The organism is Pseudomonas maumuensis, assembly GCF_019139675.1.
GTDB lineage: Bacteria > Pseudomonadota > Gammaproteobacteria > Pseudomonadales > Pseudomonadaceae > Aquipseudomonas > Aquipseudomonas maumuensis.
Window position 1 is genome coordinate 1 of the sequence record NZ_CP077077.1, and the last position, 15,492, is coordinate 15,492.

Annotated in this window: 11 protein-coding genes; 9 read left to right on the plus strand and 2 right to left on the minus strand. The window is 61.0% G+C overall.

Annotated elements, in window-relative coordinates; genetic code table 11:
• Genes dnaA through gyrB form a run of 4 tightly spaced genes read left to right on the plus strand, consistent with a single transcriptional unit; the run spans position 1 to position 6,215 of the window.
• Positions 1–1,527 carry a chromosomal replication initiator protein DnaA gene (gene dnaA / locus KSS90_RS00005; RefSeq protein WP_217867751.1) on the plus strand — a complete coding sequence of 509 codons (1,527 nt, stop codon included), beginning with the start codon at positions 1–3 and terminating at the stop codon, positions 1,525–1,527.
• A gap of 40 nt (positions 1,528–1,567) precedes the next feature.
• Positions 1,568–2,671 carry a DNA polymerase III subunit beta gene (gene dnaN / locus KSS90_RS00010; protein ID WP_217867752.1) on the plus strand — a complete coding sequence of 368 codons (1,104 nt, stop codon included), beginning with the start codon at positions 1,568–1,570 and terminating at the stop codon, positions 2,669–2,671.
• A gap of 15 nt (positions 2,672–2,686) precedes the next feature.
• On the plus strand, positions 2,687–3,790 hold the full coding sequence (gene recF / locus KSS90_RS00015; RefSeq protein WP_217867753.1) for a DNA replication/repair protein RecF: 1,104 nt from the start codon (positions 2,687–2,689) through the stop codon (positions 3,788–3,790).
• A 4-nt stretch (positions 3,791–3,794) separates the two neighbouring features.
• Positions 3,795–6,215 carry a DNA topoisomerase (ATP-hydrolyzing) subunit B gene (gene gyrB / locus KSS90_RS00020; RefSeq protein ID WP_217867754.1) on the plus strand — a complete coding sequence of 807 codons (2,421 nt, stop codon included), beginning with the start codon at positions 3,795–3,797 and terminating at the stop codon, positions 6,213–6,215.
• A 74-nt stretch (positions 6,216–6,289) separates the two neighbouring features.
• Here the strand turns inward: gyrB and KSS90_RS00025 are convergent, their stop codons facing one another.
• Positions 6,290–7,591: a sigma-54 interaction domain-containing protein gene (locus tag KSS90_RS00025; protein WP_217867755.1), complete on the minus strand. Its 1,302-nt coding sequence runs from the start codon at positions 7,589–7,591 to the stop codon at positions 6,290–6,292.
• A gap of 232 nt (positions 7,592–7,823) precedes the next feature.
• Here KSS90_RS00025 and KSS90_RS00030 point away from each other — a divergent pair, with 232 nt between their 5' ends.
• From KSS90_RS00030 to KSS90_RS00040, 3 genes are read left to right on the plus strand one after another with little or no spacing between them, the layout of a single operon-like run.
• The gene (locus KSS90_RS00030; RefSeq protein ID WP_217867756.1) at positions 7,824–8,708 is read left to right on the plus strand and encodes an MBL fold metallo-hydrolase; all 885 of its coding nucleotides are present in this window, start codon (positions 7,824–7,826) and stop codon (positions 8,706–8,708) included.
• A gap of 41 nt (positions 8,709–8,749) precedes the next feature.
• A complete protein-coding gene (locus KSS90_RS00035) occupies positions 8,750–10,030 on the plus strand; it encodes an NAD(P)/FAD-dependent oxidoreductase (protein WP_217867757.1) in 1,281 nt (426 codons plus the stop codon).
• Complete coding sequence (locus KSS90_RS00040; RefSeq protein WP_217867758.1) at positions 10,027–10,845, plus strand: sulfite exporter TauE/SafE family protein; 819 nt, start codon at positions 10,027–10,029, stop codon at positions 10,843–10,845. The genes KSS90_RS00035 and KSS90_RS00040 overlap by 4 nt, the downstream gene beginning before the upstream one ends.
• Here the strand turns inward: KSS90_RS00040 and KSS90_RS00045 are convergent.
• Entirely contained in the window at positions 10,834–11,721 is an 888-nt protein-coding gene (locus tag KSS90_RS00045) for a LysR family transcriptional regulator (RefSeq protein ID WP_046857656.1), read from the minus strand. The two genes, KSS90_RS00040 and KSS90_RS00045, sit on opposite strands and share 12 nt — an antisense overlap.
• Before the next feature lie 252 nt (positions 11,722–11,973).
• Between KSS90_RS00045 and KSS90_RS00050 the strand changes: the two genes are divergently transcribed.
• Positions 11,974–13,623 carry a GMC family oxidoreductase gene (locus KSS90_RS00050; RefSeq protein ID WP_217867759.1) on the plus strand — a complete coding sequence of 550 codons (1,650 nt, stop codon included), beginning with the start codon at positions 11,974–11,976 and terminating at the stop codon, positions 13,621–13,623.
• 96 nt (positions 13,624–13,719) lie between these two features.
• Positions 13,720–15,339 carry an MFS transporter gene (locus tag KSS90_RS00055; protein ID WP_217867760.1) on the plus strand — a complete coding sequence of 540 codons (1,620 nt, stop codon included), beginning with the start codon at positions 13,720–13,722 and terminating at the stop codon, positions 15,337–15,339.
• Positions 15,340–15,492: the final 153 nt, after the last annotated feature.

A 15,492-nucleotide genomic window follows, 5' to 3' on the forward strand; every position in this document is an offset into this window, starting at 1 on the left:
GTGTCAGTGGAACTTTGGCAGCAGTGCGTGGAGCTTCTGCGCGATGAACTGCCTGCCCAGCAATTCAACACCTGGATCCGTCCGCTACAGGTCGAAGCCGAAGGCGACGAGTTGCGCGTCTATGCGCCCAACCGCTTCGTGCTTGATTGGGTCAACGAAAAGTACCTTGGCCGCTTGCTCGAACTGCTGGGTGAACAGGGCAGCGGCATTGCCCCTGCGCTTTCCTTGTTGATAGGCAGCCGCCGCAGTTCCGCAGCGCGTGCTGCCCCCAACGCCCCCGTCAGCGCCGCCGTTGCTGCAACGCTTGCACAGCAGGCACAGGTGCAGCCGGCAGTGTCGGTGACCCAGCCTGCGAATGCTCCCGTGGTCGAGCCAGCACAGGCTGCCGAGGTTGAAGAACCTTCGACGCGCGACAGCTTCGACAGCATGAGCGACACCACCACGACCCCGGTGGTCAGCGGGCGTACCGAGCAGCGCACGGTGCAGGTCGAAGGTGCCTTGAAGCACACCAGCTACCTGAACCGTACCTTCACCTTCGAAACCTTTGTTGAGGGTAAATCCAACCAGTTGGCCCGTGCGGCTGCCTGGCAGGTCGCCGACAACCCCAAGCATGGCTACAACCCACTCTTCCTTTATGGGGGCGTAGGCCTGGGTAAGACTCACTTGATGCATGCTGTGGGTAACCACCTGCTGAAAAAAAATCCGAATGCCAAGGTGGTCTACCTGCATTCCGAGCGTTTCGTGGCCGACATGGTCAAGGCGCTACAGCTGAACGCGATCAATGAATTCAAGCGTTTCTACCGTTCGGTCGATGCGTTGCTGATCGATGACATTCAGTTCTTCGCCCGCAAGGAGCGCTCGCAGGAAGAGTTTTTCCACACCTTCAACGCTCTGCTCGAAGGTGGCCAACAGGTGATCCTCACCAGTGACCGCTACCCTAAGGAAATCGAAGGCCTGGAAGAGCGCCTCAAGTCGCGCTTCGGCTGGGGGCTGACGGTTGCCGTCGAGCCGCCAGAGCTGGAAACACGCGTAGCGATCCTGATGAAGAAGGCCGACCAGGCCAAGGTCGAGCTGCCGCACGATGCCGCTTTCTTCATTGCCCAGCGTATTCGTTCCAACGTACGTGAACTCGAAGGTGCCCTGAAGCGGGTGATTGCCCACTCGCACTTCATGGGGCGCGACATCACCATCGAGTTGATCCGCGAGTCGCTCAAGGACTTGTTGGCATTGCAGGACAAGCTGGTCAGTGTGGATAACATTCAGCGCACAGTGGCCGAGTATTACAAGATCAAGATCTCCGATCTGTTGTCCAAGCGTCGCTCGCGTTCGGTGGCGCGGCCACGTCAGGTGGCGATGGCGCTGTCGAAAGAGTTGACCAACCACAGTCTGCCGGAGATCGGCGACATGTTCGGCGGCCGCGACCACACCACCGTGCTGCACGCTTGCCGCAAGATCAACGAATTGAAGGAATCCGACGCGGACATCCGCGAGGACTACAAGAACCTGCTGCGTACGCTGACGACCTGATGGCCGTCTGCGCAGCTATTTGAAGGCAAGGGACTAGACCATGCATTTCACCATTCAACGCGAAGCCCTGTTGAAACCCCTGCAACTGGTCGCAGGCGTCGTCGAGCGCCGCCAGACCTTGCCGGTCCTGTCCAACGTCCTGCTGGTCGTGCAAGGCCAGCAATTGTCGTTGACCGGTACCGACCTGGAAGTCGAACTGGTTGGCCGTGTACAGCTGGAAGAACCGGCTGAACCGGGCGAGATCACTGTCCCGGCGCGCAAGCTGATGGACATCTGCAAGAGCCTGCCTAGCGACGTGCTGATCGACATCAAGGTCGACGAGCAGAAGTTGCTGGTCAAGGCCGGTCGCAGCCGTTTCACCCTTTCCACCCTGCCGGCCAACGACTTCCCGACCGTGGAAGAGGGCCCTGGCTCGCTGACCTGCAACCTGGAACAGAGCAAGCTGCGCCGCCTGATCGAACGCACCAGCTTTGCCATGGCCCAGCAAGACGTGCGCTACTACCTCAATGGCATGTTGCTGGAAGTGTCTACCGATACCCTGCGTGCCGTGGCTACCGATGGCCACCGTCTGGCACTTTGCGCCATGCAGGCGCCGATCGGCCAGGCCGACCGTCACCAGGTCATCGTGCCGCGCAAAGGTATCCTGGAGCTGGCACGCCTGCTGACAGACCCGGAAGGTATGGTCAGCATCGTCCTCGGCCAGCATCACATTCGTGCTACCACCGGTGAATTCACCTTCACCTCCAAGCTGGTGGACGGCAAGTTCCCGGACTACGAGCGTGTTCTTCCAAAAGGGGGTGACAAGCTGGTGGTTGGTGATCGTCAGGCACTGCGCGAAGCGTTCAGTCGCACTGCGATTCTGTCCAACGAGAAGTACCGCGGCATCCGCCTGCAACTGGCCGCTGGCCAGTTGAAGATCCAGGCCAACAACCCGGAACAGGAAGAAGCGGAAGAAGAGATCAGCGTTGACTACAACGGCAGCTCGTTGGAGATCGGTTTCAACGTCAGCTACCTGCTGGACGTGCTGGGTGTGATGACCACAGAGCAAGTTCGTCTGATTCTGTCGGACTCCAACAGCAGCGCCCTGTTGCAGGAAGCCGGCAATGACGACTCGTCCTACGTTGTCATGCCGATGCGTCTGTAATTCATAGCAGGCGACATGTCCCTTCGACGTCTCTCGGTCACCGCGGTGCGCAACCTGCACCCGGTGACCCTCTCACCCTCCCCCCGCATCAACATCCTTTACGGCGCCAACGGCAGCGGCAAGACCAGCGTGCTTGAAGCCGTGCATCTGCTGGGGCTCGCCCGGTCGTTCCGCAGTACCCGGTTGAATCCGGTGATCCAGTACGATCAGCCGACGTGTACGGTGTTTGGCCAAGTCGAACTGGCTGAAGGCGGCATGAGTAACCTGGGTGTATCACGTGAACGCCAGGGGGATTTCACCATCCGCATCGACGGCCAGAATGCGCGCAGCGCTGCGCAATTGGCCGAGATGTTGCCGTTGCAATTGATCAACCCGGACAGTTTTCGGTTGCTCGAAGGTGCGCCGAAAGTGCGTCGTCAGTTCCTCGACTGGGGCGTGTTCCACGTGGAACCCCGCTTCATGCCGACCTGGCAACGCCTGCAGAAGGCCCTGCGGCAGCGGAACTCATGGCTGCGGCATGGTACACTGGACGCCGTTTCGCAAGCCGCCTGGGATCGAGAGTTGTGTCTCGCCAGTGCGGAGATAGATGAATACCGTCGCAACTACATCAAGGCCTTGAAGCCCGTCTTCGAGCAGACCCTGAGCGAACTGGTCGAACTGGACGGGTTGACCCTGAGCTACTACCGAGGCTGGGACAAGGACCGAGAGCTCAGTGAAGTTCTCTCGGCCTCTCTTCTTCGCGATCAGCAGATGGGGCACACCCAGGCCGGGCCACAACGTGCTGATTTGCGCCTTCGATTAGGCGCGAACAACGCGGCCGACATCCTTTCGCGGGGACAGCAGAAGTTGGTGGTCTGCGCTCTGCGCATCGCCCAGGGACATCTGGTCAGCCAGGTCCGTCGCGGTCAGTGTATTTATCTGGTGGATGACTTGCCGTCCGAACTGGACGAGCAGCATCGCCGCTCCCTGTGCCGCTTGCTTGAAGAATTGAACTGCCAGGTGTTCATCACCTGTGTAGACCACGAATTTCTGAGGGAAGGCTGGCAAACGGAAACGCCAGTTGCCTTGTTCCACGTGGAACAAGGCCGTATCACCCAGACCCACGACCATCGGGAGTGAAGGCATGAGCGAAAATCAAACGTACGACTCCTCCAGCATTAAAGTGCTGAAAGGGCTGGATGCCGTACGCAAACGTCCCGGCATGTACATTGGCGACACCGATGACGGCAGCGGCCTGCACCACATGGTCTTCGAGGTGGTCGACAACTCGATCGACGAAGCCCTGGCCGGGCACTGCGATGACATCACCGTCATCATTCACCCGGACGAATCCATCAGCGTCCGTGACAACGGCCGTGGTATTCCGGTCGATGTGCATAAAGAAGAAGGCGTTTCCGCGGCCGAGGTCATCATGACCGTGCTGCACGCCGGCGGTAAGTTCGATGATAACTCCTACAAGGTATCCGGCGGTCTGCACGGTGTAGGTGTATCGGTAGTGAACGCACTGTCCGAACAGTTGGTGCTCACTGTTCGCCGTAGCGGCAAAATCTGGGAACAGACCTACGTTCATGGGGTGCCCCAGGCGCCAATGGCGGTCGTCGGTGACAGCGAAACCACCGGTACCCACATCCACTTCAAGCCTTCGGCTGAAACCTTCAAGAACATCCACTTCAGCTGGGACATCCTCGCCAAGCGTATCCGCGAGCTCTCGTTCCTGAACTCCGGCGTTGGCATCCTGCTGAAAGATGAGCGCAGCGGCAAGGAAGAGTTCTTCAAGTACGAGGGTGGCCTGAGCGCTTTCGTTGAATACCTGAACACCAACAAGACCCCGGTCAACTCCCAGGTATTCCACTTCAACGTTCAGCGTGAAGATGGCGTGGGTGTCGAAATCGCCCTGCAGTGGAACGACAGCTTCAACGAAAACCTGCTGTGCTTCACCAACAACATTCCCCAGCGCGACGGTGGTACCCACCTGGTCGGTTTCCGTTCCTCGCTCACCCGTAGCCTGAACAGCTACATCGAGCAGGAAGGTCTGGCGAAAAAGAACAAGGTTGCCACTACCGGTGACGACGCCCGTGAAGGCCTGACTGCGATCATTTCGGTCAAGGTGCCGGATCCGAAGTTCAGCTCGCAAACCAAGGACAAGCTGGTTTCCTCGGAGGTGAAGACCGCCGTGGAGCAGGAGATGAACAAGTACTTCGCCGACTTCCTGTTGGAAAACCCCAACGAGGCCAAGGCCGTGGTCGGCAAGATGATCGATGCCGCACGTGCCCGTGAAGCGGCGCGTAAAGCGCGTGAGATGACGCGTCGCAAAGGCGCACTGGATATCGCTGGCCTGCCGGGCAAACTGGCCGATTGCCAGGAGAAGGACCCTGCCCTTTCCGAACTGTACCTGGTGGAGGGTGACTCCGCGGGTGGCTCGGCCAAGCAAGGTCGTAACCGCCGCACCCAGGCGATCCTGCCGCTGAAGGGCAAGATCCTCAACGTTGAGAAGGCGCGCTTCGACAAGATGATTTCCTCGCAGGAGGTCGGCACGCTGATCACTGCCCTGGGCTGTGGCATCGGTCGCGAAGAGTACAACATCGACAAGCTGCGCTATCACAACATCATCATCATGACCGATGCTGACGTCGACGGTTCGCACATCCGCACCTTGCTGCTGACCTTCTTCTTCCGTCAGCTGCCGGAACTGGTCGAGCGTGGCTACATCTACATCGCCCAGCCTCCGCTGTACAAGGTGAAGAAAGGCAAGCAGGAGCAATACATCAAGGACGACGAGGCCATGGAGGAATACATGACCCAATCGGCTTTGGAAGATGCCAGCTTGCACCTGGACGAGTCCGCACCCGCCGTATCTGGTGTGCAGCTCGAGGCCTTGGTCAATGAGTTCCGTGCTGTGATGAAGACCCTCAAGCGTCTGTCGCGCCTGTACCCGGAAGAGCTGACCGAGCACTTCATCTACCTGCAGGAAGTCACCCAGGAACAGCTGGGCAACCAGGCTGCCATGCAGACCTGGCTGGACAAGTTCCAGGAGCGTCTGAACAACAGCCAGAAATCTGGCCTCAGCTACGTTGCAAGTCTGCGCGAAGACAAGGAGCGCAATATCTGGCTACCGGAAGTGGAAGTCACCTCCCACGGTTTGGCCAGCTATGTCACCTTCAATCGCGAGTTCTTCGGCAGCAACGACTACCGTTCGGTCGTCGCCCTCGGTGCCAAGCTCGGCACCTTGCTGGGTGAAGGTGCCTACGTTCAGCGTGGTGAGCGTCGCAAGGCGGTCATCGAGTTCAAGGAAGGCCTGGACTGGCTGATGAACGAGAGCACCAAGCGTCACACCATCCAGCGATATAAAGGGCTGGGTGAGATGAACCCGGACCAGCTGTGGGAAACCACCATGGACCCGACCGTGCGTCGCATGCTCAAGGTGACCATCGAGGACGCTATCGCCGCCGATCAGCTGTTCAATACCCTGATGGGGGACGCGGTCGAGCCGCGTCGCGACTTCATCGAAAGCAACGCGCTGTCGGTGTCCAACCTGGACTTCTGATGAGTGGGTAGTAACAAAAAAGCCAATCCCCAGGGATTGGCTTTTTTTTGCCTTCACGAATGTTCCACGTGGAACTACGAAATTCCTAAGGCCTTCAGTCGACGGTACAACGTGCGCTCACTCATCCCAAGATAGTCAGCCAACTCACTGCGGGAGCCGTTAAAAGTTTCCAATGCGTGGGCCAGGTCGGCCATCTTGCTTGTTCCGCGTCCCCGGTTAATAGACGGGTTCGTATTCGGATGGATGTCTTCCGGGAGATGCTCCGGACGAATCAATCCATCATCAGCAAACAATCTCGCCCGCTCCAGTATGTTTCTGAGTTCGCGAATATTGCCTGGGAAGGTATGAACAACGAGGCGTTCGAGAGCCTCAGGGGCAACCTTCGGCGCATGCTTGCCGCCCATGCGTTGCAGCAGGCTTTCACAGAGCAACGGCAAGTCCTCGACCCGCTCACGCAGCGATGGCAGGCGAATCGGGAAACCGCTGATGCGGTAATACAGGTCTTCGCGGAACGTCCCTTCAGCGGCCATCTCTTTCAATGGCTTGTGCGTGGCCGAGACCAGGCGAAAATCCGAATGGACCGTGCGCGTGCTGCCGACCGGGCGGAAGCTGCCGGACTCGATCAGCCGTAGCAGTTTCACCTGCATGGCCAGCGGCACTTCACCGATCTCATCGAGGAACAAGGTTCCACCGTGAGCAGCTTCGGCCAGGCCAATCTTGCGTTGGGTCGCGCCGGTGAAGGCGCCCTTCTCATAGCCGAACAATTCACTCTCGAACAGCGACTCGGTGAGCCCGGTACAGTCCACCACCACCAAGGGGCCATTGGCTCGTGGGCTGCCCAGGTGCAAAGCACGGGCGAACAGCTCCTTGCCCGTACCGGATTCACCCTGGAGCAATACCGGAATTTGCGCGGGGGCCGCACGCTGCAAACTGGCGACGGCGCTCTTGAAGGCTGGCGCCCGGCCAACCAACCCCTGTTGCTGAGGTTGTGCGGATGCCAGGGTGACGCTGGTCAGGCGCTCGACGAAGGCCACTACCCTGCCCTCGTCGTCGATTATTGGCCGCAGCTCCACATCCACATGTTCCGGCCCACGTGGGGTGTGATGGATATGCAGCACGCGTTCGGGCACTTTGCTGTCCAGCGATTTGCGTAGCGGGCAATGCTCGCCGGCCTGATCGCAGGGGACGGCGTAGTGGTGTGAAACACGATGGCATTTTTCACCGATTGGCGCGTGCTCCTCGTTGCCGAACTGGCGGCGATACGCCGCGTTGGCAGCCAGGATGTTGTAGTCAGTGTCGAGCACGATACTGGGCAGCACATCGTGTTCGAGGTAGGACACCAGCGCGACAATCGCGGGATGGGAAGCGGCTAGCATGACGGCACCAGATGAAGGACCTGGCGAGGGTAGCAAGGACTGCCAAACACTGCCATGGGCTGACAGTCGACTGCCATTGACTGTCACCTTGGGCATCCGCTGACAGCAAAGTCGCGCGACAAGTCCGCGTCCAGCGGGGCCAAACGTCCATCAGAAAGGCTGGCATGCATCTTGATAAAGCCCCATCCACTGCCTAAGCCTTCAAGGAGGCCCGGGATAACTGGAGAGTGCAATGATCATCGGCAACAACCTTCACGTCGAAGAATTCTTCGACAGAGCGACGTGGACCATCAGCTATCTGGTCATGGACGGCGAAACACGCCAGTGCGCGTTGATCGACAGCGTACTGGACTATGATCCCAAGTCCGGGCGCACATGCACCGCTTCGGCGGACAAGCTGATTGCCCGCGTCGAAGCGCTGGGCGCCAAGGTGCAATGGATCCTGGATACTCATGTGCATGCCGATCACCTGTCCGCAGCGGCCTATCTCAAAGACAAGCTGGGAGGCAGCGTCGCGATCGGTGCGCAGATCACCCAGGTGCAGAAAGTCTTCGGTACCCTGTTCAACGTCGAGCCGGGTTTTGCTCGCGATGGCAGCCAGTTCGATGTCCTGTTCGAAGATGAAGAGGGCTTTTGCATCGGTAACTTGCATGCCCGCGCCCTGCACACCCCCGGACATACCCCGGCATGCATGAGCTACATGGTCCAGGACGCGGGGGAGATCGCCGTGTTCGTCGGCGATACCTTGTTCACACCAGACTACGGCACCGCCCGATGCGACTTCCCGGGTGCCAGCGCGAGAACCCTGTATCAGTCGATCCGACGTCTGCTTGCCTTCCCCGACCAGACCCGGTTGTTCATGTGTCACGACTACCTGCCCGGGGGGCGTGAGCTGCACTTCGTCACCACTGTGGCCGAGCAACGTGCCGACAACATCCATATTCATGAAGGGGTCAGCGAAGACAGCTTCGTGCAGATGCGCGAAGCCCGTGACAAGACCCTCGACATGCCCGTGCTGATCCTGCCGTCGGTGCAGATCAACATGCGCAGCGGGCAATTCCCCGAGCCTGAAGAAAACGGTGTGAGCTACCTGAAGATCCCGCTGAACAAGCTGTAAGTCACGCCGTACCCATAACGAGATTTCCAAGGAACACCGCCATGCCTGCTTTGCTGTCCCCTGCCGATTCTTCCCGTGCCGACCACCACAAAGTGGTGATCGTCGGCGCCGGTGCCGCCGGCATCGCCACTGCCTCCAGTCTGATCGCCCGCGATCCTTCGCTGGATATCGCGTTGATCGACCCTGCTGACGTGCATTACTACCAGCCGGGCTGGACCATGGTCGGTGCCGGTGTGTTCAAGGCGCCAAGCACCGCCCATACCATGGCGGGCACCCTGCCCCGTGGCGTGCGCTGGATCAAGGCACGGGTGGACGGTTTCGACCCTCAGGGGCAACTGGTGATGCTCGACGATGGCCGCGCTGTCAGTTACGAACAGCTGGTGGTCTGCCCGGGCTTGAAGCTCGATTGGAATGCCATCGAAGGCTTGAGTGAGACCCTCGGGCGTAACGGCGTCACGTCCAACTATCGCTATGACCTGGCGCCCTACACCTGGCAACTGGTGCAGAACCTCAAGCATGGACGCGCGCTCTTCACTCAACCGCCGATGCCGATCAAATGTGCAGGGGCGCCGCAGAAGGCGCTGTACCTGTCCTGCGATCACTGGTTGCGCAATGGTCACCTAGGCAATGTCAGGGCCAGTTTCTTCAATGCCGGCGCGGTACTGTTTGGCGTGGCGGACTATGTGCCGGCGCTGATGAGCTACATCGACAAGTACGCTGTGGACCTGAACTATCAGCATCGCCTGACGGCGGTCGATGGACCGAACAAGCGCGCCACGTTCATCCGTACCCTTCCGGATGGTAGTACCGAGACCCGGATCGAAGCCTTCGACATGCTGCATGTGGTGCCGCCCCAGGTGGCGCCTGACTTTATCCGCCAGAGCCCGCTGGCCGATGCGGCGGGTTGGGTGGATGTCGACCCGCACACCTTGCGCCATCGCCAGTTCGGCAATATCCACGCCCTGGGCGACGTAGCCAACACCACCAATGCCAAGACCGCCGCCGCCGCCCGCAAGCAGGCACCGGTGGTCGCCAACAATGTACTGGTGGCGCTTGGTCGGCTCGCAACCCTCGCGCAATACGATGGCTATGGTTCCTGCCCGCTGACGGTGGAGCGCGGCAAGATCGTCCTGGCCGAGTTCACCTACGGCGGCAAGCTGGCACCGAGCTTCCCGCGCTGGCTGCTCGATGGCCGCAAGCCAACCCGCCTGGCCTGGTTGCTCAAGGCGCAGATCCTGCCGCCGTTGTACTGGAAGGCCATGCTCAAGGGCCGCGAGTGGCTGGCCCGGCCGCAACCTCTGATGGTCGAGGCGCAGCAGTGATCGAACACCAACTGCTGGGCACCGGGCTCGGCGCGATCATTGGTGCGGTGTTGGCGCTGACCGGCGCCGGTGGCGGCATCCTCGCGGTTCCGCTGCTGGTGTTCGGCTTGGGGCTGAGCATGGTCGAGGCGGCTCCGATCGGCTTGCTGGCCGTGGGGTTGGCGGCAGCAGTCGGTGCGGTGCTCGGCCTGCGCCAGGGGCTGGTGCGTTATCGGGCGGCCCTGTTCATCGCGCTGATCGGGATTGCCTGCGCGCCGTTCGGCTTGATGCTCGCTCACCGTGTGCCCAACACACCGTTGGCCTTGGTCTTCGCCGGGGTGCTGGTGTACGCCTGTTTGCGGATCTGGCGCAAGGCAGCACGTGAGCTGCGTGGCGAGTCACCCTGCGGCGAACGGCAGATCATGCCTTGCGTGCTCAACCCGTTGCAGGGGCGCTTGCGCTGGACCCTGCCCTGCGCCCGCGCGCTGGCGTTTACCGGAATGCTGTCGGGGTTGCTGTCTGGCCTGTTGGGCGTCGGTGGCGGCTTCGTGATCATTCCGGCCTTGAACCGCTACACCAACCTGAACATGAAAAGCATCGTCGCCACCTCACTGGCGGTGATCGCCCTGGTGTCCACTGGCAGTGTGGTCAGCGCCAGCGTGGCGGGTGTGATGCATTGGTGGGTCGGCGCACCGTTCGCCGCAGGGGCGGTGCTTGGTTTGCTGCTGGCGCGGACATTGGCTGGCAAGCTTGCCGGTCCGCGCCTGCAGCAGCTGTTCGCCGTGGTGGGCTGCGGCGCTGCCGTGCTGCTCGCCGGCAAGGCGCTACTCGGCTAGCAACTCATCCTGTTCGGCGGCGCACAGCGCCAGCAGGTAGTCCCACACTACGCGCAGGCGCACCGACTTGTGCAGCTCGCGGCGAGTGCAGATCCAGTAGCTGCGCTGGATGGTCTCGCCGGGCAGCACGCGTACCAGCTTGGGATCGTGGCGGGCCATATAGTTGGGCAGCACGGCGATACCCAGCCCGGCCTGGGCGGCGTGCTGCTGGGCGATCACGCTGGTGCTGCGGAACACCACGTTGGGCGCTCGGCAGAAGCTGTTGAGGAACAGCAATTCCTGGCTGAACAGCAGGTCGTCGACATAACCGATCCAGTTGTGCCGGGCCAGATCTTCACGTGTGTCGAGCGGTGGCGCTTGATTCAGGTATTCCTGGCTGGCGTACAGGGCCAGACGGTAGTCGGTGAGCTTGCGGGTGATCAGCAGGTCGGCGTTGGGTCGTTCCAGGTGGATGCTGATCTCGGCTTCGCGGTTGAGGATACTTACGAACCGCGGGACCGCCACCAGTTCCACCTCCAGCCCTGGGTAACGTTGGAACAGTGCCTTCATACGTGGAGTGAAGAACATGATGCCGATGCCTTCGGTCACGCCAAGGCGGATCTTGCCCAGCGGCGTGATGGCCTGGGTGATCTCTTCCTGCGCCAGCAGGGCGACGTTCTCCATGGCTTCGGCGTGCTTGAGCAGCGCCTGGCCGGACGGCGTGAGTTCGTAGCCCTGCGCGTGCTGGACGAACAGCGCGGTACCCAGGTGCTTTTCGATGCTCTCGATATGCCGGGCCACGGTGCTGTGAGTGGTGTTGAGGCGCTTGGCGGCGCTAAGCAGGCGGCCGCTGCGCTGCAACTCGAGGAAAAATCGCAGATCGTTCCAGTCGAACATGCTGATCCCTTGGCTGTTCATTGGCGTCGATTCACTGTAGGAGCGGCTTTAGCCGCGATCATCCGCAAAGCGGATGCCAAGCACCGCGTAGGCTGCATCGCGGCTGAAGCCGCTCCTACAGGATTTGCGCCGATCATGACTCCGGCGCTGTGCTAAAACGCACAACGGCTGCGCGAAATCTCGTGTTTCCTCCACGAAATTAATCAATAAGATGGACCGGGACAAGAATAATAATCAGGCGCGAGGTTGCACATGCCATCAGCCGATTCTGTCTATGACTATGTGGTCGTGGGTGCCGGTCCCGCCGGTTGCCTGCTGGCCAATCGCTTGTCCGCCGACCCATCCTGCCGTGTGTTGCTGCTCGAGGCGGGTGGCCGTGACAACTATCCCTGGATTCATATCCCCGTCGGTTACCTCTACTGCATTGGCAATCCACGCACCGACTGGTGCATGAAGACCGAAGCCCAGCCTGGGCTGAACGGGCGTGCCCTGGGCTATCCGCGGGGCAAGGTGCTGGGTGGCTGTTCGTCCATCAACGGCATGATCTACATGCGCGGCCAGGCCGCCGATTACGACCGTTGGGCCGAGCAAGGTAACGAGGGCTGGGCATGGAAGGATGTGCTGCCGCTGTTCAAGGCCAGCGAGAGCCACTATGCCGGTGCCAGCGACAGCCATGGCGCCGACGGTGAGTGGCGGGTCGAGCAGCAGCGCTACAGCTGGCCGATCCTCGATGCCTTTCGCGATGCGGCCGAACAGAGCGGCATCGCCAGGATCGACGACTTCAATACAGGCGACAACGCCGGCTGTGGATACTTTCAGGTCAACCAGCGCAGCGGTGTGCGCTGGAACTCGGCCAAGGCATTTCTCAGGCCCATTCTCAAGCGCCAGAACCTGACCGTGCTGACCGGCGTGCAGGTCGACCAGGTGTTGCTCGGCAACACCCGCGCCCGGGCTGTGAGGGCGTTGTGGCAAGGTGCATGGCATGAGTTCGCGTCACGCCGCGAGATTATTCTCTGCGCAGGATCGGTCGGTTCGCCCGGCATCCTGCAGCGCTCGGGGATCGGCCCACGCAAACTGCTCGAAGGGCTGGGCATCGCCGTGCGCCACGACATGCCTGGCGTCGGGGGCAACCTGCAGGACCATCTGCAACTGCGGTTGATCTACCAGATCCAGAACACGCGCACCCTCAACCAGATGGCCAACAGCCTGTGGGGCAAGCTGGGCATGGGCCTGCGCTATGCCTACGACCGCAGTGGACCACTAGCCATGGCGCCGAGCCAGTTGGGCGCCTTCGCCCGTTCGAGCCCAGAGCAAGAGACCGCCAATCTTCAGTATCACGTCCAGCCCTTGTCGCTGGAGCGCTTCGGCGAGCCGCTGCACCGGTTCCCGGCCTTTACTGCGTCGGTATGCAACCTGCGTCCGGTTAGCCGTGGTCGAATCGATATTCGCTCGGCGGACATGAATGCCGCGCCGCTGATCGACCCCAACTACCTCAGCGCCCCCGAGGACCTGCGCGTGGCCGCCGACGCCATCCGCCTTACCCGGCGCATCGTCCAGGCCCCTGCCCTGGCCGCCTTCGAACCCCGCGAGTACCTGCCAGGCCCTGCCCTGCAGAGCGAAGAAGACCTGCACCAGGCCGCCGGCCAGATCGGCACCACCATCTTCCACCCGGTAGGTACCTGCCGTATGGGCAGTGGTGCGCTCGATGTTGTGGATAACCAGCTGCGCGTGCATGGCATTCCTGGCCTGCGTGTGGCGGATGCCTCGATCATGCCGCAGATCGTCTCCGGCAATACCTGTTCACCCACGTTGATGATTGCCGAAAAGGCGGCACAACTGATCCTCAAGGGGGCCAACACCCAGACCAACCTCAGCGACAGCAACGCGATACCGACGCCCTGACCCGGGTGTGTGCAACAGCGGCAGCTCGGTCAGCGGCTGCCGGCAGTGGAACAACAAGAATAATCACTGTGGCCCCAAGGGCCGAGGACAGCAACGATGTCGGATTACATCCAGGAACAGGGTGCGGTGGCGAGCAGCCCAAGCCGCCGTGAGGAACGCAAGATCATTTTCGCGTCATCCCTCGGGACAGTGTTCGAGTGGTATGACTTCTTTCTGTATGGCGCCTTGGCGGCGGTGATCAGCAAGCAGTTCTTTGCAGGGGTCAACGACACCACCGCGTTCATCTTCGCCTTGATGGCCTTCGCTGCCGGTTTCCTGGTGCGCCCGTTCGGTGCCTTGGTGTTCGGTCGTCTGGGGGACATGATTGGGCGCAAGTACACCTTCCTGGTGACCATCGTATTGATGGGCCTCTCGACCTTCGCCGTCGGTCTGTTGCCCACCTATGCGAGCATCGGCATCGCCGCGCCGATCATCCTCGTGGTACTGCGCATGCTCCAGGGACTGGCGTTGGGCGGCGAATACGGCGGCGCGGCCACCTATGTGGCCGAACACGCGCCAGCCGGAAAACGTGGCTTCCACACAGGCTTCATCCAGTCCACCGCCACGCTCGGCCTACTGTTGTCGTTGATCGTGGTCCTGGCCAGCCGCTACATCAGTGGCGATCAGTTCGAGACCTGGGGCTGGCGCCTGCCGTTCCTGCTGTCGATCGTTCTGCTGGCGATCTCCACCTGGATCCGCATGAGCATGCACGAGTCGCCGGCGTTCGTAAAAATGAAAGCCCAGGGCAAGATCAGCAAGTCGCCGATCCGTGAATCGTTCACCTCCTGGCCGAATCTCAAGGTGGTCCTGACCGCGCTGTTCAGCATCAACGCCGGGCAAGCGGTGACCTTCTACACCGCACAGTTCTATGTGCTGTTCTTCATGACCCAGATGCTCAAGATGGACCCGGCCCAGGCCAATACCCTGTTGATCATCAGCGTGGTGATCGGCGCGCCGTTCTTCGTGTTCTTCGGCTGGCTGTCGGACCGCATCGGGCGTAAGCCAATCCTCATGGTCGGGCTGTTGCTGGCCACCGTGTGCTACTTCCCGATGTTCAAGGCGCTGAGCCATTACGCCAACCCGCAGATCGACGCCGCCAGCCGGGAAGCGCCCATCGTCGTCAGCGCCAACCCGCAAGGCTGCACCTTCCAGTTCGACCCGGTAGGCAAGGCTCGTTTCGACAGCCCCTGCGACAAGGTAAAGACCTTCCTGGTCAAACAGGGCCTGCCCTACAGCTCGGTCGAGGCTTCCGGCAGCGAAGTGCAGGTGAGCATCGGCGACAAGACCATCAACGGCTTCGACGAGGTGGCCATGCGCAGCGCCATCGAAGCGGCTGGCTATCCGGCCAAGGCCGACCCGGCGCATGTGAACCAGGTGATGGTGGTGGTGCTGATCGTTGCCATGATCCTGATCGCCACCATGACTTATGGGCCACTGGCGGCGGTAATGGTCGAACTGTTCCCGACGCGGATCCGCTATACCTCAATGTCCCTGCCCTACCATATCGGCAACGGCTGGTTCGGTGGTTTCCTGCCAACGGTATCGTTCGCGTTGGTGGTGTACACCGGGGATATCTTCTATGGACTTTGGTATCCGGTGCTGATCACCGGAGTGAGCCTGGTGGTGGGGATCTTCTGCCTGAAAGAGACCAAGGACGTGGATATCGATAAGGTCTGAGGTGGCCGGGGCTGCTTTGCAGCCTTTCGCCGGCGAGCCGGCTCCCACCCCACCGCGCAACTTTCGAGATTGCGCAGCCCCTGTGGGAGCTGGCTTGCCAGCGATGGGCCGCCCAGCGGCCCCAGCCTGCGGCTTCACGGGCACAAAAAAAAC